Below are 18766 nucleotides of genomic sequence, written 5' to 3'. Positions count from 1 at the left end.
GCGGCGGACACCGGGGCGGGGGCCTGCGGCTCACGGCGACGGCCGCGACCACCCTCGGACTCCGCCTTCAGTCGCTGGTTCTCGGTCAGCACCTGCGCGAGCTCCAGCCGGGTCTGCTCCAACTGCAGCGACGCGTTGCGCTCCACCTCGGCGCGGGCCTTGGCCAGGTCCTGAGAGCCCTTGTCGCCCTCCTTCTGCTCGAAGACCTTTCGCTTGGCCTGCTTGAGCTGATCCTTCACTTCCTGGAGCTGGTTTCGCTGCTCATCCAGTTCCTTCTGCTTGCGTTGCAGCTCCGCTTCCGCCCTGGCGCGCGCGGCCTTGTGGTCCGCTTCCAGCTCGACGCGGGGCGTGTTGGAGGAGGAGGAAGAGGACGGGAGCGCCGCCTGCTTCGCGCCGCCGAAGAGGTTGAAATACAGCGAGATGGCGAGCCCGACTGCCAGGGCGATGACCAAAGGAACCACGGGACGACCTCCACGGGAGGGATATGCAAAAAGCGGGGCAGCCTAACCTCCAGCGCGGGCCCGTCAAGAGTGCGCTGGGGGTGCGTCCCCCTTGTACCCCGCCTCCATGCCCTGTTCGGAGGAAGGGTGCACGTGCGAAATCGAAGACTCCCTTGGAGGGCATTCGCCCAGACGGGGTCTTCCCCGCCCCGCCGGGAGCCGCGATGCTGCGCCGCCCCGAAGAGCCCCGAGGAGCACGTGTGACATGGCTCACCTGGAGCTGAGACCCAAGCAGCGCGTGTCGAGCTTCCGCAAGCTGGCCATCGGCAGCTGGGGGGCGGCGTATGACCCCACCGTCTACGGCACCCTGACGGTGCGCATGGACCGGGCGCTGGCCTACATGGAAGCCTTCCAGCGGAGCACGGGCCTGCGGCTGACCGTGACGCACCTGGTGCTCAAGGCGCTGGCGGAGGCGCTGCGGCGCTGCCCGGATGCCAACGCGGTGCTGCGCTTCCACCGAATCTATCTGCGCCAGCGCATCACCGTGTCCGCGCTCCTGCGCTCGGCGTCGGGGTGGGCGCCGGTGCGGGTGGTGGACGCGGATCGCCTCGGGTTGCGTGACCTGGTCCTCGCGCTGGACGCGGCGCACGAGGATGCGCGGGTGCGACGGGGCTTCCGGTGGGTGGAGAAGGTGCCCGCGCCGTTGATGCGGCTGTTCACCGGTGGGGTGTCGTTCCTGGCGGTGACGCTCAACCTGGACCTGGGCCGCTTCGGCCTGCCGAGGGATGCGTTCGGCGCCGCGGTCGTCACGGACGTGGGGGAGCTGGGCCTGGACTCGGCCTATCTGCCCCTGGTGCCCTTTACGCGGGTGCCAGTGTTCCTGGCGCCCGGCGCGGTGCGCGACACGCCGGTGGTGGAGGAGGGGAAGGTGGTGGTGGGAAAGGTGATGAGCCTCAACGCGTCCATCGACCATCGCTTCATCGACGGCTTCCACGCGGGCGTGCTGGCCAACACCTTGAAGGAGCTGCTGGAGGACCCCGAGGCGGCGTTCGGTCCGCCGGACGCGGCGGCCTCGGGGGGCTGAGCGCGGGAAGCGATGGGGTGCTCCCCGCGCCCGTTCGTCACGTCAGTACGCGTACTCCCAGCCGCCACGGCCCCCACGGGCAGGCGAGCCACCGGTTCGAGCGCTCATCGCGCGCAGCCGGCGCACCCGCTCCGGAATGGGCGGGTGGGTGGAGAACAGCGCCATGACGCCGCCCCGGTGCAGCGGGTTGACGATGAACAGGTGCGACGTTGCTGGCGCCCTGTCGTATGGCATCACCTCCGCGCCGCGCTCCATCTTCAGCAGGGCATCCGCCAGCGCATCCGGATCCCCGCTCAGCTCGGCGCCCGTCGCGTCCGCGCCGTATTCGCGCGAGCGGCTCACGGCGAGCTGCAACAGCGTCGCGGCGATGGGGGCGACGAGGAGCAGGCCCAGGTTGGCGAACGCGCCGCCGAGGCCGCCCTCGTCGTCATCGCTCCGGCTGAGCATGGAGCCGCCGAACCAGAAGAGCATCTGCGCCGCGTAGCTGATGATACCGGCCAGCGTGGCCGCCACCGTGCCGATGAGCGTGTCGCGGTTGCGCACGTGCCCGATTTCATGCGCGAGCACGCCCTCCAACTCGCGCTGGTCGAGGATGTCCATGATGCCCGCCGTCACCGCGACGGCCGCATGTTTGGGGCTGCGGCCCGTGGCGAACGCGTTCGGCGAGCGCGTGGGCAGGATGTAGACCTTCGGCTTGGGCATTCCCGCGCGGGTCGCCAGTCGCTCCACCATCTGATGCAGCCACGGCGCCTGCTCATAGGGCAGTGGCTTCGCGCCGTGGATGGCCAGGGCGATCTTGTCGCTGAACCAGTAGGAGCCGAAGTTCATCACCACGGCGAAGAAGCCGGCGAACATCAGACCCTGGGCTCCGCCCAGTCGCTGGCCGATGACGAGCACCAGCGCGGTGAGGCCCGCGAGCAGCACCGTCGTCTTGAGCGCGTTGCCCAGGCGGTGCCACCCACCGCCGCCGTGCAGCGCCGGACGTCCGCCGCCGTTCCGGGAAGTTTCGTGGGTGCCAGTGAGTGCCATGTCGTCTCGTTCCTTTCCCCCGTTCAGGGGCTTCAGAAACGTAAACAGGCGGGCCGGCTCGTCAACGAAAGCCCCTGGAGGTGCCCATGAATCCAGGGGGTTACGTCACCGCTCGGAAGCAAGGCGGGGGAGCAGGCAAGCCGTCGCCCGATAGCGCGCCGCGCGGGCTCGCGAGCCCTCTTGAGGCCGGAAGTGTCGTAACTCGCGGCCCAATGGCAGGGGGCCGGGCGAGCCTGCGCGGGGACGGTGGGCGCGCCGCGAGCCGAGCACGTCCCGAGGTTGTCAGGGCGAATCAACGCGCGCGGTGCGCATGGTCGGGCGAAGCCGGATGGGCGGTGAGTCGGGCGCTGGGAGAATCCACGCCTTGGGCGCGAGCCCATCCCGCTCTCGCGCCAGGTCCACGTTTGGATCCACGAGCACCTCCGCGGAGCGCCCGTTCAACGAAACGCGGACATCCGCACGCACCTCCACCGCGCCATGGCCTCGAGACTCGAAGTCGCGGGCGATGTGTCGGGCGAGCTGGAGGATGAGGTCGGGCTGCACGGACATCTCCCGCTCCTGAAGGCGGGTGAGGTGCTCACTTGGCGAGACGTGCCACTCGCGTCCCGTGCCCGGTGCGCGGACGATGAACGTCACGCTGCCATTCTTCTCCCGCGCCATCACCCGCCAGGAGAAGCGCATGCCCTGCTCGTGCCAGAGCACGTTGCCGCCGTACAGGTGCGTGCGCAGCGGGACGGCAAGCTGCACCACGCCGTACGCCACCGCCGCGCCGAGCGCCACCCAGGCCTTCCATCCCGGCGACGCGAGCCCCGTGGTGCGGGGAGTCCAGGAGACCGCATCGCGCCATGGCAGTCCGCGCAGTCGCGCCACCATGCGTCGGGGCCAGGAGGGCTCGAAGAATACGAGCGCCGCCGTCACCATGATGAAGGGGAACATCCCGATGGGGAACAGCACGGAGGTGGCCGCGTGGAACACGATGACCACGACGTAAGCGAATGGGCGCAGCCGGCGCGACAACAGGAACGCGACAATGGTGGTGTCGAAGAGGAAGCCGGACCACGCCGCGGCATAGGCCACCCAGCGCTGCTCCAGCAGGGGCCCCACCCACGGCAGGCTCGTTCGGGCCGACAGCCAGATGTTGAGCGGCTGCGCGTGCACCAGCCAGTCGGAGGTGAGCTTCGCCAGTCCGGCGAACACGTAGACGACGGTGACCTGGAAGCGCAGCAAGAGCGTGCACCACGCGGGCAGCGTGTCGCTCCGGAGCGCGGGCCTGCGCCATGCGTCGACGGAGAACGCGCGGTGCGCTGGCACGAAGACGAGCAGCCCGAGCAACAGGCTCACCAGGTAGTAGTGGTTCAGGTAGTTGCTGACATCGACGAGCTGCACATACGTGAAGGCCACGAAGAGCAGGACGGCCGTCGCCCGATAGAACAGGCCCGCCGCGAGGAACGCGCCCAGCACCGCCAGCGCGGCGAACACCAGGTGCATCCACGGCGCGGGCAGCGCCGGCACCCAGTCGAAGCCCCAGTAGGTGAAGTGGAAGCGGGGACGCACGAACAGCACGTCCACCCAGCCGTAGGCGAGGAAGCGAATCGACGAGACGGTGATGAGCACCCCGAGCGCCACCCGGAACGCCGCCAGCGCCGCGATATCTCGCGGCGCCAGCAACAGCTTCCAGAGGCGCTCGTTTCGGGAGCCGAGGGCCTGCTCAGTCATTGTCCCCTTCGACGGACTGGGGCAGCTCCAGGTCCAGCACCGTGACGAGCTCAGTCTTGAGCACGTCCGTGACGCCCTTGAACGCGTCATGGAGCGCGCGCACGGACGGCTTGTCCTGGGCCAGCGCCTGCTTCAGGTCCTCTTCCTCGATGGTCGCGAAGGTGGCCTCGGCGGCGACGATTCGCTCACGGAGCTTCTGGGCCAGCGCCTCCGCGCCCGCGGCCACCAGCACGTCATCGAAGCCCGTGCCCGTGTAACCCTCACCGCAGCCCTCCGCGAGCAGCCGGAAGCCCCGGACATTGGCGCGCAGGTTCGCCTTCGAGCGGTTCGCGAACTGCGACTCGAAGTGCTCAGGGCACGATTCCGTCGAGCACTCCCGCATGCCCAGGGGGCGCGCCAGCTTCAGGTCCTTGCCCTCGCGCTCGAAGTAGAACATCGCGTCGCTCACCGCGTTGAGCGCGGCCTGGCTCGTCGGGAACACCGTGTTGCCCGAGCCCGCGGACGCCAACGTGTTGGCGAAGTTGTCCTGGTCCGCCGCCCACGCCTTCACCAACTGCGTCGCTCGCTGATTCACGTCCTGCGCCACCGCGAGCGCATAGGCGCGCTTGCGCGTTGCCCGCTCCGTCGGTGACAGCGCCGCCCAGGTACCCTGCGCGACGATGGGCGAGGTGCTCTGACACGCCGTCTCTTCTCCCTCGTGGAACAGCAGGTACTCCAGTGCGTACAGCCCGCGCCGGCTTACCAGTGACGTCGGGAAACCCGCCGTCTCGTAGCTCTTGCTGACGACCTGCTCCTCCACGGCGCACCGACTCACGAGGGGCCACGAATAGACGTTGTCGCGCAGCTCCGCGCCGCCCGCCGCGCTGCGAGGCGCCGCCGGTCCCACCTGCATGACCTCCGCGACCTGCCACACGTCCATGGCCGCGTGGAACGCCGCGCGCGCCTCCGCCTGTGTCGTGGCATCCGGCTGACCCGAGTACCGCGACACCGCCCCCGTCAGCGCGGTGCTCGCCTCCAGGAACTGCCGCGCCGTCTTCTCCACGCAGGCGCCCGTCGCCCTCAGGAGGTCCGCGCGCGTCGTGTCCGTGCCGCCCGGTCCCGCGTCCTCCTTGCCTTTGTCGGACTCCTTGCAGCCCGGAAGGCAGGTCAGGGCGGTGAGGATCAGGAGCGCGCTGGTGCGGCGCGCGCGGAGGGGGCCCGGCGACTGGGTCTTCATGAGGGTCTCGATCATCTCGGGGAAGTCAGGGTGCTCAATGCTCGCGCGCTTGACAGCACGTGTGGATCCGTTTTACGAGCCGCACCCTGATTTTGAGAACGATTTTCATTAGCAGGTTACGAAATATTGCAGGGAGAGGGGCATACGATGAAGAGCGGGATGCAGCAGCGTAAATCGTTCGCGGGCGTAGCGGTCCTTTCGCTCGCACTGGCGGTGTTCAGCAGCGCCTGTGGCGACGACGACGAGAAGGACCCGCAGAACACGCCGGACTCTGGCACGCCTGACTCCGGAACGCCCGACTCTGGCACGCCCGACTCCGGAACGCCCGACGCGGGCCCGGTGACGACGGTGTCGGACGCCGACATCGCGCTGGCTCGCTTCAACACGGACGGCACCCTGGACACGACGTTCGGCGCCAGTGGCACGACGCGCGTGGACCTGAGCACCGTGGCGGGTGGAACGAAGGACGCCGTGTGGGGTCTGGCGGCGGATGGGACCAACCGGCTCGTCGTCTTCGGCTCGCGCCGTGGCGAGGGTGACCGCGTCGACGCGGACCGCGTGGTGGTGCGCTTCTCGGCCAACGGTGCCCGCGACACGACGTTCGGCACCGAGGGCGTGTACACGCTCAACGTCTCCAACCTGAGCGACGGCGCGCGCCACGGCATCGTTCAGACGGACGGCAAGATTGTCGCGTCGGGCTACACCAGCCAGCCGACGGGCGCGGGCACGCAGGCGGCCAACCGCATCGTGCTGCTGCGCCTGGATGACGCGGGCAAGGCGGACAACACCTTCGGCTGGAAGGGCGTGGTCAACTCCGCGCCGTTCGGAGCTGTCAACCCCCCCACCAACCCCGAGTGGGGCATGGCGGAGGCGTACGCGGTGGGCCAGTTCAGGGACGGCAGCTACGTCACCACCGGCTACGGCCGCAGCGCGTCCTCCGGCACGGTGGACGTGGTGAACTTCAAGTACTCGGCGACGGGCGAGCGCGACCTGAATTGGGGGTCGAACGGCATCGCCCTGCTGGACCTGGTCAGCGACAACGACCGCGGCCGCAACCTGCTGGTGCTGAACGACGACCGCGTGTGCACGGTGGGCAGCGCGACGCCGGTGGCGCAGAAGATCTCCGCCCTGGTGTTCATGCTGGACAAGAACGGCGCCCGCGACACGACCTTCAACACGGAGGGCTACAAGCTGTACGACTTCGAGCGTCCGGAGCAGGCGTTCTTCGGCGTGGCGAAGTCCGCGGACGGCAACTGGGTGGCGGCGGCCGGTTACCGCGCCGGTGGCAGCGAGGATGACGACGGCGTGCTGGCCATCATCCCGGTGGGCGGCTCGGGCACCGAGGTCTTCAAGGCGGCGCCCATCTCCGAGACGGACCATGACCGCTTCTGGTCCGTGGCCTTCGACGCGTCCAACCGCGTCTACGTGGCGGGCTTCGTCACCGAGGGCGGCGACAACAAGATGGTGGTGGCGCGTTACACGACGGCTGGCGCGCTGGACACCACGTTCGGCACGGGCGGCGTCGTGAAGCACAACTTCATCGTCGGCAAGACGGAGGAGGCCGTGCGCGGCATCGTCGTGCAGTCCGACGGGAAGATCGTCGTCGCGGGCACGGCCGACAAGTAGTAGCAGCACGGTTTCGAAGCACCCAGTCCTGGAGCCGGGGAGTCGGGTCCCTTCATGGGCCCGGCCACCCCGGCTTCCTGGCGTCTGGCGCAGTGCCACCGCACATCATCGAGACAAGGGCGTACTTCGCAGATGGCATGGTTCAAGGACAGGCTGAGGCGGGCGCGGAGCTGGACGGCTCCGGTGCTCATGGTGGGGTTCGTGTCGTCGTCGGCCGCCCAGTCCGTGCCGGGTGCTCCCAGCGAGGCTGCGACTCCGTCAGAGGCGGCTCCTCCGGTGGCCCCATCGCCCGTTGGACCTGCCGAGGAGCCCGCGCTTCCATCGACGTCCTCTCAGCCAGAGCCCCTCGTCGACGTGCCCGTGCCTTCGGAGTCGGTGGCCACACCCTCGGCGCCGGAGGACGCGCCGCTGGCTCCAGTGCAGGCCGGTGACGTGCCCGCACAGGCGCCCACCGCGCCGGACGCGGTGCCCGAGGCGGGGCAGCGGAAGTTCGAGAGCGTGGTGGTGGGGACCTCGGAGACGCGCACGAGCGGCTCGGTCCACATCCTCAAGCCCGCGCAGTTGGAGCGCTACGAGAAGGACGACCCGAGCGCGGTGTTGATGAGCGTGCCCGGTGTCTACGCGCGTGGCGAGGACGGCTTCGGGCTTCGGCCGAACGTGGGCCTTCGCGGCGTGAATCCGGACCGCAGCAAGAAGGTCACCCTGTTGGAGGACGGTGTCCTCTTTGGCCCGGCGCCATACTCCGCGCCCGCGGCCTACTTCTTCCCGCTCGTCACCCGCATGCAGTCGGTGCGCGTGCTCAAGGGCCCCTCGGCCATCCAGCATGGTCCACAGACTGTCGCGGGCTCCGTGGAGTTCCTCACGCGCGACATCTCCGCGTCGGAGTCCGCGTGGCTGGACATCGCCGGAGGTGGCTACCTGTACGGCAAGGCGCACGGCGTCTTCAGCGCGAGCACCGAGCGCGCGGGCTTCCTGGTGGAAGGCATCCACCTGCGCAGCAATGGCTTCAAGGAGCTCGACGGTGGAGGCACCACGGGCTTCCGGCGCAACGAGTGGATGGCGAAGGCCCGCTACCGCCTGGTGACCGAGGGGGAGATTCGCCAGAGCCTCAACCTCAAGCTGGGCTACTCCGACGAGCTGTCCAACGAGACGTACCTGGGCCTGTCCGACGCGGACTTCCGCGCCAACCCGCTGCGCCGCTACGTCGCCAGCGCGCTGGACCGGATGAAGTGGCACCGCACCCAGGTGGCCCTCAGTCACGTGCTGGAAGCCGGCTCGCTGGCCATCACCACCACGGCCTACCGCAACGACTTCGCGCGCGTGTGGCGCAAGGTGAACCGCTTTGGCGGCGCCGCCATCGCCACCGTGCTCGCGGACCCGACGAGCGCGCGCAACTCCATCTACTACGGCGTCCTCACCGGCCAGCTCGACACGTCGTCGACGCAGGACACGTTGCTCATCGGCCCCAATGACCGCACCTTCGTGTCGCAGGGCCTCCAGAGCGTCGCGCGGTGGACCACGACGACGGGCCCGCTGAGCCACAGCCTGGAGGTCGGCGCGCGCTTCCACTACGACAGCATCGACCGCAAGCACACCGAGGACGCGTACCTCATGGCGGGCGGCGAGCTCGTCTCCGCTGGAGCGCCCACGGCCACCACCGCCGACAACAAGGACGCCACCCACGCCCTCGCGCTGCACGTGACGGATGCCATCGCCTGGGGACCGCTGGTCCTCACGCCGGGCGTTCGCCTGGAGATCATCCGCTCCCGCTCGTATGACCGCATGACGGGGGAGGACACGGACGGCTCGCTCGAGGTGCTGATGCCGGGCCTGGGCGCGTATGGCGCGCTGACGCCGAACCTGGGCCTCTTCGCGGGCGCGTATCGGGGCTTCTCGCCGCCCTCACCGGGCCAGCCCGACGCGGTGAAGCCGGAGAAGAGCATCAACTACGAGTCGGGCGCCCGCTGGACGCGTCGGGGCGAGCGCTTCGAGGTCGTCGGCTTCTTCAACGACTACTCGAACCTCACCGCCATCTGCACCTTCTCCAGCGGCTGTGTGGATGACGACCTGGACCGACAGACGGACGCGGGACAGGCCCACATCTACGGACTGGAGGTCTTCGCGGAGAAGACGTTCCGTCCCGGAGGCGGCGTGACGTTTCCGCTCTCGGCTTCCTACACCTTCACGCGCACGGAGCTGCTCACCGACTTCCGCTCGGCGGATCCGCAGTTCGGCGACGTGAAGGCCGGCGACGAGCTGCCCTATGTGCCCAGGCACCAGGTCTTCGCGTCGGTGGGCGTGGAGGGCGCGCTGGGCGGCGTCATCCTGAGCGCGCTCTACATCGACAGCATGCGCGAGAAGGCGGGGCAGGGTGAGGCGGCGCCCGGCGAGCTGACGGACTCCCAGCTCACGTTCGACGTCAACGCGAACTGGAACTTCTCCCGCTGGGGACAGCTCTACTTCAGCGCGCGCAACGTGTTCGACTCGGCGGACATCGTCTCCCGTCGTCCCTATGGCGCGCGCCCCAACGCCCCCCGCACGGTGATTCTCGGCTTCAAGCTGTCGCACTGACGCGGGGACCCGCGATGCCCCGGAGGAACCCGGCCGGGGCGCGGGAGGGTCAGAGGTAGAAGCGGTCCGTCACGCCGGCGGTGCGCTGGAGGATGGCGCTCCAGCCGAGCCACAGCTCGATGCCGCTCTTCGCGGTCTCCGACTCGCCCCCCAGCGCTCCGAGCGAGCCCGTGCAGCCAGCGAGCGTGCACAGCCCGGACTCCGTCAGGTGCTCCAGCAGCGCGCGAAGCGTGGGCATGCCTCGTGATTCGAAGCGGTCAGAGATGTCCGTGCGGCCCTCGAAGTCGGGCTCATCCAGCGCGCCCCGCAAGAAGCGCTCGAGCGCCCACCAGAAGAGATACACCTCCGCGCGGCGTCCCGACGCGGTCGCCGCGGCGGCGATGGACAGGCCCTGGTGCACCCGGTCGTAATCTCCGCTGTGCAGGAAGATGACCACCTTGGATGACGCGGGCGCGCTCATGCGGGCCTCATACCGTCCAGCAGCCTCAGCCGTCCATTGAGTCGCCAGGGCGAACCGCTCGGGCCCTTTGGCTTGCGCCCGTCCCCTTGCGCTTGCTAGGAAACCCGCGAGCCATCGGGCACTTACACGCCCTGACGGGCACTTGGGACGGGCTGCTTCTCTCATGGTCGAGGACATCACAGCGCGGCGCAAGGACGCTCACCTCGACCTGTGCGCCACCGGTGACGTCGAGCCGGGCGGAAACAGCACCCTCCTGGAGCACGTCCACCTGGTCCACTGCGCCATGCCAGAGATGGCCGTGGAGGACGTGGACCTGTCCACTCCGTTTCTTGGAAAGCAGTTGCGCCACCCGCTGCTCGTCACCGGAATGACAGGCGGCACCGAGCGCGCGGGCGCGGTCAATCGTGACCTCGCATTGCTCGCTGAGCGACATGGTCTGGCGTTTGGCGTTGGAAGCCAGCGTGCCATGTCGGAGGACGTTTCGCGGGCCGCATCCTTCCAGGTGCGGCAGGTCGCGCCCACGGTGGCGTTGCTGGGCAACATCGGGCTCTATCAGGCGGTGCGGCTGGGCGTGGACGGGGTTCGGCGGTTGATGGAGGACATCGGCGCGGACGGAATCGCGTTGCACCTCAACGCGGGCCAGGAATTGACCCAGCCCGAGGGCGACCGGGACTTCCGGGGTGGCTACGACGTGGTGGGGGCGCTGGTGAAGGCCTTCGGCGACCGGCTGCTCGTGAAGGAGACCGGGTGTGGCATCGGCCCGGATGTGGCCCGGCGGCTGGTGGCGCTGGGGGTCCGGAACCTGGATGTCTCCGGCCTGGGCGGCACGTCGTGGGTTCGCGTGGAACAACTTCGGGCCACGGGCGTACAAGCTCAGGTGGGCGCGGAATTCAGCGCGTGGGGAATTCCCACGGCGGCCGCGGTGGCGACGGTGCGCGCGGCCGTGGGGCCGGAGGTTCGGCTGGTCGGCAGCGGCGGGGTGAGGACGGGGCTGGAAGTGGCGAAGGTGCTCGCGCTGGGCGCGGACCTGGGCGGAATGGCGCTGCCGCTGTTCCGGGCGCAACAGGCGGGTGGGGTGGAGGCGGCGGAGCAGGCGCTGGCGGTCATCCTGTCGGGATTGCGACAGGCGCTCGTGCTCACGGGAAGCAGAAGCTGCGCTGAGCTGAGGCAGCGGCCGCGGGTGGTGACCGGAGTGTTGAAGGATTGGATTGCGGCGCTATAGCGGCCGTGCGCGTCGACGCAGGAAGAGGGAAGACTCAACATGTCTGAGACGGTGACGTCCCGGCTCTCCGGGTTCCACAAGCTGCCGATGGATGAGCGCCTCGCGCAGCTCGCTCGCATGTTGCGGCTTTCGCCCGCGGACCTGGAGCAGCTTCGCGGCACGGAGGCTTTGCAGCCGGTCCTGGCCAACCAGATGATCGAAAACGCGGTGGGAACCTTCTCCCTGCCGCTGGGGTTGGGACTCAACCTCCAGGTCAACGGGCGCGACTACCTGGTGCCCATGGCGGTGGAGGAGCCGTCGGTGGTGGCGGCGGTGTCGTTCGCCGCGAAGATCGTCCGCGAGGCGGGCGGCTTCATCGCCGAGGCCGACGAGTCGATGATGATTGGCCAGGTCCAGGTGACGCGCTACGGCGACCCGACCGAGGCCACGCAGAAGATTCTGGCGCACAAGGAGCAACTGCTGGCCCTGGCCAACAGCTTCCATCCCGCGATGGTGGCGCGCGGTGGCGGCGCGAAGGACGTGGAGGTTCGCGTGTTGCCGGCCCCCGAGGGCCCGCGCGGCGAGCCGCTGCTCGTGGTGCACATCCTCATCGACACGCAGGAGGCGATGGGGGCCAACCTCATCAACACCGTGGCGGAGGGCGTGGCGCCGCTCGTGGAGCAGATCACCGGCGGCAAGGTGTACCTGCGCATCCTCTCCAACCTGGCGGACCGCCGGCTGGCGCGCGCCACGTGCCGCATCCCCCTGGCGATGCTCGCCGACTTCGAGATGCCCGGTGAGACCATCGCCGAGGGCATCGCCCAGGCCAGCCGCTTCGCGGAGGCGGACCCGTACCGCGCGGCCACGCACAACAAGGGCGTGATGAACGGCATCGACTCGGTGGCCATCGCCACGGGGCAGGACTGGCGCGCGATTGAAGCCGGCGCGCACGCGTTCGCCTGCCGTGGCGGTCAGTACCGCCCGCTGTCGACGTGGTACCTGGAGGAAGGCCATCTGGTGGGCCGCATCGAGCTGCCCATGGCGCTGGGCCTGGTGGGTGGCCCCATCAAGGTGCACCCCGGCGTGCAGATGGCGCTCAAGCTCCTGCGCGCCTCGAGCGTGCGTGAGCTGTCCATGGTGTTCGCGGCGGTGGGGTTGGCGCAGAACTTCGCGGCGCTCCGGGCGCTGGGCAGCATTGGCATCCAGAAGGGCCACATGGCGCTGCACGCGCGCTGCGTGGCGGTGACGGCGGGCGCGCGCGGTGACTGGGTGGAGAAGCTCGCGGACCTGCTGGTGAAGGCGGGGCACGTCAAGGTGGAGAAGGCCCGGGAGATTCTCGCCAGCCTGTCCGCCGAGGACGCCGCTGCCGCCACTGGCACGACACTCTGAGCGCCGTGGCCACCCAGTCCTCCCTGTCCACGTTCGGCGCCGGCAAGGTCATCCTGCTGGGCGAGCACAGCGTCGTGTACGGCCACCCCGCGCTGGCGGGTCCGCTGTCGCAAGGCGTGAAGGCTCGCGGCGTGCCGTCCAAGAAGTGTCAGCTCTCCTTGCCGTCCACGCTGAGCCGGGGACAGCGGGCGCTGCTCACCCTGGCCTTCGCGCGCGCGGCGAAGCTGGTGGGCGAGCCTCCGGTGAAGGTGTCGTTGGACCCGGAGCTGCCGCTGTCCGTGGGACTGGGCAGCTCCGCCGCGCTGTCCGTGGCATGCGCGCGGCTGTTGCTGCTGGCGGCGGGCAAGGAGGCCACGCCGCGAGAGGCCGCGCGGGTGGCGTGGGAGATGGAGCAGGAGTTCCACGGCACGCCTTCCGGGGTGGACCACACCACCAGCGCGGAGGAGCGGCTGTTGCTCTATCGCCGGACGCCCAACGCGGCGGCGGTGGGGCGCGGCAGGACGGTGGAGAGTCCCCGTCCGCTCAAGGTGGTGGTGGCGCTGGCGGGTGAGCGCAGCCCCACGAAGAAGACGGTGGCGGCGCTGCGGGAGCGGCAGGCGCGGTGGCCCGAGCGCTACCGGCGGCTCTTCACGGAGATGGGGCGGCTGGCGTCGGAAGGCGCGAAGGCGGTGGAAGCCGGAGACTTGGAGGCGCTGGGTGATGCGATGAACGTCAACCAGGGCCTGCTGGCGGCGCTGGGCCTGTCCTCGCCGCCGCTGGAAGAGATGGTGTATCGACTGCGTGGCCTGGGGGCGCTGGGCGCCAAGCTCACCGGAGCGGGTGGGGATGGTGGGGCCGTGGTCGGTCTGTTCCTCGAACCGGAGGCCGCGGTGGTCCAGCTCACCCGACTCGGTGTGCGCTGCTTCAGCAGCCAGCTCGCGGGTCCGCGAGCGCCGTGAGTGTTCCCATGAAAGCCACAGCCCTGGCGCATCCCAACATCGCCCTCGTGAAGTACTGGGGGAAGCGGGACGACGCGCTCATCCTTCCACACCAGTCCAGCCTGTCGCTGACGCTGTCGCCCCTGTCGGTGACGACGACTGTGGAGTTCGGCGTCCCGACTGACGCGGTGGAGATCAACGGCCACACGTCCAAGGGCAGCGAGCGCGAGCGCGTGTTGCGCCTGCTGGAGTCGGTGCGCGCCCAGACGAAGGACGCGCTGGGGCCGGCGAAGGTCGTCTCGCGCGGAGACTTCCCCATGGCGGCGGGGCTCGCGAGCAGCGCGGCGGGCTTCGCGGCGCTCGCTGTCGCGGGACGCGCGGCTGCGGGGCTGCCGTCCGACGCGAGGGCGGCGAGCATCCTGGCGCGACTGGGCAGCGGCTCCGCGTGTCGCAGCGTGGAGGGTGGCTTCTGCGAGTGGCAGCGCGGCGAGCGCCCGGACGGAGACGACAGTTTCGCGGTGCAGCGCTTCGACGCGGCGCACTGGCCGGACCTGCGCATGGTGGTGGCGGTGCTGGACCGGGGCGAGAAGGACGTGAAGTCGCGCGACGGGATGAAGCAGACGGTGGAGACCAGCCCGTACTACCCGGCCTGGGTGCGTGACGCGGAAGAGGAAGTGCCGCGAGCCCGCGCGCACATCGCTCGGAGGGACTTGCAGGCGCTGGGGGAGCTGTGTGAGCGCAACGCGTGGCGGATGCATTCCACGTCGCTCGCGGCCGACCCGCCGCTCTGCTACCTGAACGCGGGGACGCTGGGACTCATCCAGCACCTGCGCGAGCACCGCAAGAAGGGCATCCCCGTCTGGTTCACGTTGGACGCGGGCCCCAACCCGGTGCTGCTGACGGACGCGGCGAACGAAGTCGCGGCGGAGGCGCTGGCTCGCGCGTGTGGCGCGCTGGACGTGATTCGCTGCGTGCCGGGCGGGGACGCGGCGCTCAAGCAGGAGCACCTGTTCTGATGGAGCGCGCCCTCTCCGCACCGGGCAAGCTGTTCGTCTCCGGCGAGTACGCGGTGCTGTGGGGCGGGGTGGCGCGAGTGGCGGCGGTGGCGCCTCGCACCGCGGCCTATGTGCGGCGGCGCGAGGATGCGCGCGTGCATGTCTGCCTGGAGGAAGGGTCGCTGGGCGGCAGCGTGACGCCTCGGGGCGTGCGCTGGGAGCGCGAGGTGCCCGCGGGCTTCTCCTTCGTGGCGCGCACGCTGGACGAGGCGCTCCGCGCGCACGGCCGCGCGAGCCAGGGCTTCGACTTCGCGGTGGCGCCCTCGGCCGTGGGGCCCAACGGGCAGAAGCTGGGCATGGGTGGCAGCGCGTGCGCGACGGTGCTGGCGGCCGAGAGCGCGCGTTATGTGCTGGAGGAGCGCTACGACGCGCTGAAGCTGGCGTTGCTGGCGCACACGCAGGGGCAGGGCGGCAAGGGCAGCGGTGGGGATGTGGCGGCGAGCTTCGCGGGCGGCGTGCTGCGCTACCGGCGCTATGACGTGACGCCCCTGGTCGACGCGAGCAACGGCGGACGGCTGAGCGCGGCGCTGACGGAGTCGGCCTCCGTGGACGTGTGGCGACTGCCCGTGCCCCGGGTGTCCATGGCGTATGCCTTCACGGGTGAGAGCGCGTCCACGCGCGTGCTGATTGGCCAGGTGGAAGCGCGGCTGGAGGCGGCGGGGCGCCAGGCCTTCGTCGAGCGCTCCAACGTGGTGGGGCAGGTGATGGAAGACGGCCTCGCGGGCTGGGACTTCCGGGGCTTCTCCGAGGCCGTGAAGGCGCAGCACGCGCTGCTGTTGGAACTGGGCCCGCTGGAGACGGAGGGCATGCGCCGCGTGTTGTCCATGGCGGCGGCCTACGGCTGCGTGGGCAAGCTGTCCGGCGCGGGGGGCGGCGACGGCTGCATCCTGTTCGCACCGGACGCGGAGGCTCGCGCCGAGCTGTGCAAGGGCCTGGAGTCGCGCGGCTTCCACACCCTGCTGCTGGAGGCCGAGCAGGGCGTCCGGGGCGAGACGCAGGTGGATGCGCGGCTGCGCGCCTGGGTGGACGCGCTCGTCTGAGTCACGCGACGTCCCGGGCTCTCACTCACTCACGAGCGAGCCCGGGGCCTCGTCTCCGTTCAGAACATGTGGCCGAAGGTGATGTAGATGCGCTGGCGGCCCGTCTCGGTGGAGCGGGCGTAGTCCATGCGCACCACGGCGGCGCGACGGGTGAGGCGCAGGCCTCCGCCGATGCCCGGGTGCCACTCGTGCCACTTCCCGTCCGTCACGCCCGGGTGCCACACGCGCCCCAGGTCCAGGAACATCACCGCGCCCACCTTCATGCTCTTGCCGAACACCTGCATCTGCGCGGCCTGGAAGCGCAGCTCCGTGTTGCTGAACGCCTTGATGTTGCCGGAGAAGCGGTTGCGCTCGATGCCGCGCACGCTGCTCATCCCGCCAATGCCCTCCGACACATTCACGCCGCCCGTGTTGCTCCATTCGAAGAACGGCACGTCGCCGAAGAGCATGTCCAGCGTGAGCCGCTGCGCCAGCGTCAGCCGTGACGACAGCCGCAGGTATCGCCGCTCGCTCAAGGTGATGCCCACGTACTGATAGCGGCTGCCCGTCGCCTGGCCTGACACGCGCAGCGCCAGCTCCTCCACGCCGCCCTCCAGCGGGTCCGTCTCGTCGTCGCGCGTGTCCCACAGCGCGCCCACGAGGAGCTGGCCGGTGGAGCCACCCTCGATGCCGATGGGCTGCTGCTGCGTCAGCATGGACTGGTCTTCCGCGCTCACGCTCGTGTTGCGCCACGCGTAGCCCACGTAGGACTGGAGTGGATGCGTGGGACCGAAGGGCCGGCCACGAAGGCGCAGCCACGCGCCGGGCGAACCCTTGTCGAACGTGAAGCGCTCGTTGTCCAGGTCACCCTTGAAGTCCGGCGCCGACTGGTTGCCCGCGCCGAAGAAGGGGCTGCGCAGCTCCCTGCGGTACTCGAGCCCGGCCTCCAGGCGAAGCGGTCCGATGAGGCGCGGCCCGTCGTAGCGCAGGTAGTGGCTCTGCACGCCTCGGCTGCTGAAGAGCACCTGCGCACCGATGCCGTGCGCGTACGGCGTCTTGCCGGGGCCGTACAGGTAGATGCCGCCCACGGCGCCGTAGCTGATGCCGTGGTCCGAACTGAACGTCATCATCGGCAGCGCGATGATGTCCGAGCCGGAGTCCGTCTTCGCGGGAGCCAGCCCAGGCGCCGGCCGGGAAGGCGGCGTCACCGGAGCGGCACTCAGGAGGGCGAGGAGGACAGCGGGAATGATCATGGGGACCGTGGTGACGCCTCTCTGAGTCGGATCCATCCCGACTGAAGGACGGCGCTACCTGCCCGCCTGCTTTCCAGGAGGGCTGCCTTCGACTGAAGGCGGCCGTCCCCCCAAGTGCTCATTTTGCCTGCCGAAGGAGGGGAGGCGTCAACGTGAGTGGAGTCATTACCCCAGCTTCATGGATGTGGGCCCACGGACTTGCGCGGAGGGTGCGCTCGAAAGTTCCGCCCGCAGCGGCGCATCGGCGCCGGAACCTCTTGATTGTCCATTTAGACGGGGTGCCGAAGGCCCTGCTGGATGAGGCGATTGTCGCCGGGAAGATGCCGTTCTTCTCACGACTCATCCGCTCGGGGGCGTTTCATCTGGAGGACGCCTTCTGGGGCGCGCCCACCTCCACGCCCTACTTCCAGGCGGGCTTGCTGTACGGCATGCGCGAGTCGAACCTGCCTGCCTACTCCTGGTACGACCGGGAGCTGGGACGCAAGGTGCAGATGAACGTGCCCGCGGACGCGCTGGAAATCGATCAACGGTTGCGAGGCGCGGGGCGCGACAGCCTGCTGGATGGCGGTGGCCACGGGTACTTCTCGCTGTTTCGCGCGGGCGCGGACAACGCGCTGAGCATGAGCACGCTGGGCAGCTTCAAGCTGATGTCGCGCTCGCTCTCCTACGAGCTGATGGGCTTGTCGGCCGGTCGCACGCGGGGCGCGTGGGACTTCCTGCGCTCGTTCGGAATGGACACGTGGCAGTCGGCGCGCGAGGTGGTCCGCTGGTCTCGCGCCCTCCACGACTGGCGCCACGAGCAGTCCTTCCTGCTCAGTCGCGTGCTCTTCCAGCGCCTGGGCTGGAGCTTCGCGCACACCAAGGCCCTGGTGGACATGGTGCGCGGCGTGCCCGCCATCTACCTCGTCTTCGGCAACTACGACGAGGTGGCCCACCGCCGAGGGCCCCGCTCGGAGATCGCGCTGGCGGAGCTGCACCGGGTGGATGCGTACCTCTCGGAGCTCTACGCCATGGCGCGCTCGGTGGAGCGCCCCTACGACGTCGTCATCCTCTCGGACCACGGACACGTGGACAGCCTGCCGCTGGAGCAGCGCCAGGGCGTTCGACTGGAGTCCATGTTGTTCGAGGGCGCTCACGTCCCGCTGTCCGACGACGTGGCGCGGGGCCTGTGTGAGGGACGTTCTCTGCCCGAGCCGGACACCGTCGCGCGCGCGCCTTTCAAGCCCGTCGTCGTCGAGTGCGGCAACTTCGCCCATGTCTATCTCTCCGGCTCGAGCGAGCCGCTGGAGGCGAGGACGCTGCTGGCGCGGCATCCGGAGGTGTTGGCGCGCGCCACGCGGAGCCCGGACATCGGCATCGTCGCGATGCGCCGGGGGAACTCCGCGGTGGCCGTGGTTCGCGGTGGCGTCTACGGCCCGGATGAAATGGAGCGCGCGCCCCTGGCACCCGAGTACAGCCGCCGCGCGGTGGCGGACTTCCTCAGGGGCCTGCCGGCGATGAAGACGGCGGGAGACCTGGTCCTCTTCGGTGAGGCGGTGCGGCGCGGAGGCACCGTGGGCTTCGCGTGGGAGTTCGGCTCGCACGGTGGGCTGACGCGCACGGAGGCCAACAGCCTGGTGTGCTGGCCCGCGGACGCGCCCGTGGACCTGTCCGGCCTGGGCCACTGCGCGGACCTGCACGAGCGGCTCGCGGAGGCCTATCTGGAGCCCGCGCTCCGACTGCGGTGGGTCCAGTGAAGCAGGACTCCGTTCGGTCCACGACGGGCAGGTGGCCCAGTCCCTCGGCTCGCG

Annotated in this window: 14 protein-coding genes and 1 pseudogene; 9 read left to right on the top strand and 6 right to left on the bottom strand. The window is 69.8% G+C overall.

Translation table 11 applies throughout. The annotated features are described in order from the left end of the window. Positions 1-461 (bottom strand): annotated as a pseudogene (locus FJV41_RS20680) (cell envelope biogenesis protein TolA); the annotation flags it as partial. A 244-nt stretch (positions 462-705) separates the two neighbouring features. Here FJV41_RS20680 and FJV41_RS20675 point away from each other — a divergent pair. Next, complete coding sequence (locus tag FJV41_RS20675; RefSeq protein ID WP_141644237.1) at positions 706-1524, top strand: 2-oxo acid dehydrogenase subunit E2; 819 nt, start codon at positions 706-708, stop codon at positions 1522-1524. Positions 1525-1566: 42 nt separating this feature from the next. On the opposite strand, the gene FJV41_RS20670 is transcribed toward FJV41_RS20675, so the two are convergent. From FJV41_RS20670 to FJV41_RS20660, 3 genes are all read right to left on the bottom strand, one after another. Next, complete coding sequence (locus FJV41_RS20670) at positions 1567-2553, bottom strand: zinc metalloprotease HtpX (RefSeq protein ID WP_141644236.1); 987 nt, start codon at positions 2551-2553, stop codon at positions 1567-1569. Between the two features lie 282 nt (positions 2554-2835). Then, positions 2836-4269 (bottom strand): HTTM domain-containing protein, encoded by a 1434-nt coding sequence (locus FJV41_RS20665; protein WP_141644235.1) that lies wholly within the window; start codon positions 4267-4269, stop codon positions 2836-2838. Next, positions 4262-5485 carry an imelysin family protein gene (locus tag FJV41_RS20660; RefSeq protein WP_141644234.1) on the bottom strand — a complete coding sequence of 408 codons (1224 nt, stop codon included), beginning with the start codon at positions 5483-5485 and terminating at the stop codon, positions 4262-4264. Before FJV41_RS20660 ends, FJV41_RS20665 begins: the two co-directional genes overlap by 8 nt. A gap of 159 nt (positions 5486-5644) precedes the next feature. On the opposite strand from FJV41_RS20660, the gene FJV41_RS20655 reads away from it, so the two are divergent. Together FJV41_RS20655 and FJV41_RS20650 are read left to right on the top strand one after the other, a co-directional pair. After that, positions 5645-7111: an NHL repeat-containing protein gene (locus FJV41_RS20655; RefSeq protein WP_246137314.1), complete on the top strand. Its 1467-nt coding sequence runs from the start codon at positions 5645-5647 to the stop codon at positions 7109-7111. A gap of 132 nt (positions 7112-7243) precedes the next feature. Beyond that, positions 7244-9682 (top strand): TonB-dependent receptor family protein, encoded by a 2439-nt coding sequence (locus tag FJV41_RS20650; RefSeq protein WP_141644232.1) that lies wholly within the window; start codon positions 7244-7246, stop codon positions 9680-9682. A 49-nt stretch (positions 9683-9731) separates the two neighbouring features. Here FJV41_RS20650 and FJV41_RS20645 read toward each other — a convergent pair whose 3' ends face one another. Continuing rightward, entirely contained in the window at positions 9732-10142 is a 411-nt protein-coding gene (locus FJV41_RS20645) for a hypothetical protein (protein ID WP_174485761.1), read from the bottom strand. Positions 10143-10305: 163 nt separating this feature from the next. Between FJV41_RS20645 and fni the strand changes: the two genes are divergently transcribed. Genes fni through FJV41_RS20620 form a run of 5 tightly spaced genes read left to right on the top strand, consistent with a single transcriptional unit; the run spans position 10306 to position 15744 of the window. Then, positions 10306-11364 carry a type 2 isopentenyl-diphosphate Delta-isomerase gene (gene fni, locus FJV41_RS20640; RefSeq protein WP_141644231.1) on the top strand — a complete coding sequence of 353 codons (1059 nt, stop codon included), beginning with the start codon at positions 10306-10308 and terminating at the stop codon, positions 11362-11364. Between the two features lie 39 nt (positions 11365-11403). Next, positions 11404-12732, top strand: coding sequence for a hydroxymethylglutaryl-CoA reductase, degradative (locus tag FJV41_RS20635; protein ID WP_141644230.1), 1329 nt, complete (start codon positions 11404-11406; stop codon positions 12730-12732). A gap of 5 nt (positions 12733-12737) precedes the next feature. Then, positions 12738-13670, top strand: a complete 933-nt coding sequence (gene mvk / locus FJV41_RS20630; RefSeq protein ID WP_141644229.1) for a mevalonate kinase — start codon at positions 12738-12740, stop codon at positions 13668-13670. Positions 13671-13678: 8 nt separating this feature from the next. Continuing rightward, positions 13679-14665 (top strand): diphosphomevalonate decarboxylase, encoded by a 987-nt coding sequence (mvaD, locus tag FJV41_RS20625; RefSeq protein ID WP_141644228.1) that lies wholly within the window; start codon positions 13679-13681, stop codon positions 14663-14665. After that, positions 14665-15744: a mevalonate kinase family protein gene (locus FJV41_RS20620; protein ID WP_141644227.1), complete on the top strand. Its 1080-nt coding sequence runs from the start codon at positions 14665-14667 to the stop codon at positions 15742-15744. Before mvaD ends, FJV41_RS20620 begins: the two co-directional genes overlap by 1 nt. Positions 15745-15803: 59 nt before the next feature. On the opposite strand, the gene omp85 is transcribed toward FJV41_RS20620, so the two are convergent. After that, positions 15804-16976, bottom strand: a complete 1173-nt coding sequence (gene omp85, locus FJV41_RS20615; RefSeq protein ID WP_141644226.1) for an Omp85 family outer membrane protein — start codon at positions 16974-16976, stop codon at positions 15804-15806. 182 nt (positions 16977-17158) lie between these two features. Here omp85 and FJV41_RS20610 point away from each other — a divergent pair, with 182 nt between their 5' ends. Further along, positions 17159-18712 (top strand): alkaline phosphatase family protein, encoded by a 1554-nt coding sequence (locus tag FJV41_RS20610; protein ID WP_141644239.1) that lies wholly within the window; start codon positions 17159-17161, stop codon positions 18710-18712. Positions 18713-18766 lie beyond the last annotated feature (54 nt).

Source organism: Myxococcus llanfairpwllgwyngyllgogerychwyrndrobwllllantysiliogogogochensis (genome assembly GCF_006636215.1).
Classification (GTDB): Bacteria; Myxococcota; Myxococcia; order Myxococcales; family Myxococcaceae; genus Myxococcus; species Myxococcus llanfairpwllgwyngyllgogerychwyrndrobwllllantysiliogogogochensis.
The sequence above is the reverse complement of the archived record's forward strand: the minus strand, read 5'-3'. Positions and strand labels throughout refer to the sequence as shown.

What these genes read in the sequence shown, in the direction of transcription:
- FJV41_RS20620 (WP_141644227.1), top strand. Translation starts at nt 14,665, where the DNA reads ATGGAGCGCGCCCTCTCCGCACCGGGCAAGCTGTTCGTCTCCGGCGAG.
- FJV41_RS20650 (WP_141644232.1), top strand. Translation starts at nt 7,244, where the DNA reads ATGGCATGGTTCAAGGACAGGCTGAGGCGGGCGCGGAGCTGGACGGCT.
- FJV41_RS20635 (WP_141644230.1), top strand. Translation starts at nt 11,404, where the DNA reads ATGTCTGAGACGGTGACGTCCCGGCTCTCCGGGTTCCACAAGCTGCCG.
- FJV41_RS20675 (WP_141644237.1), top strand. Translation starts at nt 706, where the DNA reads ATGGCTCACCTGGAGCTGAGACCCAAGCAGCGCGTGTCGAGCTTCCGC.
- FJV41_RS20655 (WP_246137314.1), top strand. Translation starts at nt 5,645, where the DNA reads ATGCAGCAGCGTAAATCGTTCGCGGGCGTAGCGGTCCTTTCGCTCGCA.
- FJV41_RS20610 (WP_141644239.1), top strand. Translation starts at nt 17,159, where the DNA reads ATGTGGGCCCACGGACTTGCGCGGAGGGTGCGCTCGAAAGTTCCGCCC.
- FJV41_RS20665 (WP_141644235.1), bottom strand. Translation starts at nt 4,269, where the DNA reads ATGACTGAGCAGGCCCTCGGCTCCCGAAACGAGCGCCTCTGGAAGCTG.
- FJV41_RS20645 (WP_174485761.1), bottom strand. Translation starts at nt 10,142, where the DNA reads ATGAGCGCGCCCGCGTCATCCAAGGTGGTCATCTTCCTGCACAGCGGA.
- FJV41_RS20660 (WP_141644234.1), bottom strand. Translation starts at nt 5,485, where the DNA reads ATGAAGACCCAGTCGCCGGGCCCCCTCCGCGCGCGCCGCACCAGCGCG.
- omp85 (WP_141644226.1), bottom strand. Translation starts at nt 16,976, where the DNA reads ATGATCATTCCCGCTGTCCTCCTCGCCCTCCTGAGTGCCGCTCCGGTG.
- fni (WP_141644231.1), top strand. Translation starts at nt 10,306, where the DNA reads ATGGTCGAGGACATCACAGCGCGGCGCAAGGACGCTCACCTCGACCTG.
- mvaD (WP_141644228.1), top strand. Translation starts at nt 13,679, where the DNA reads ATGAAAGCCACAGCCCTGGCGCATCCCAACATCGCCCTCGTGAAGTAC.
- FJV41_RS20670 (WP_141644236.1), bottom strand. Translation starts at nt 2,553, where the DNA reads ATGGCACTCACTGGCACCCACGAAACTTCCCGGAACGGCGGCGGACGT.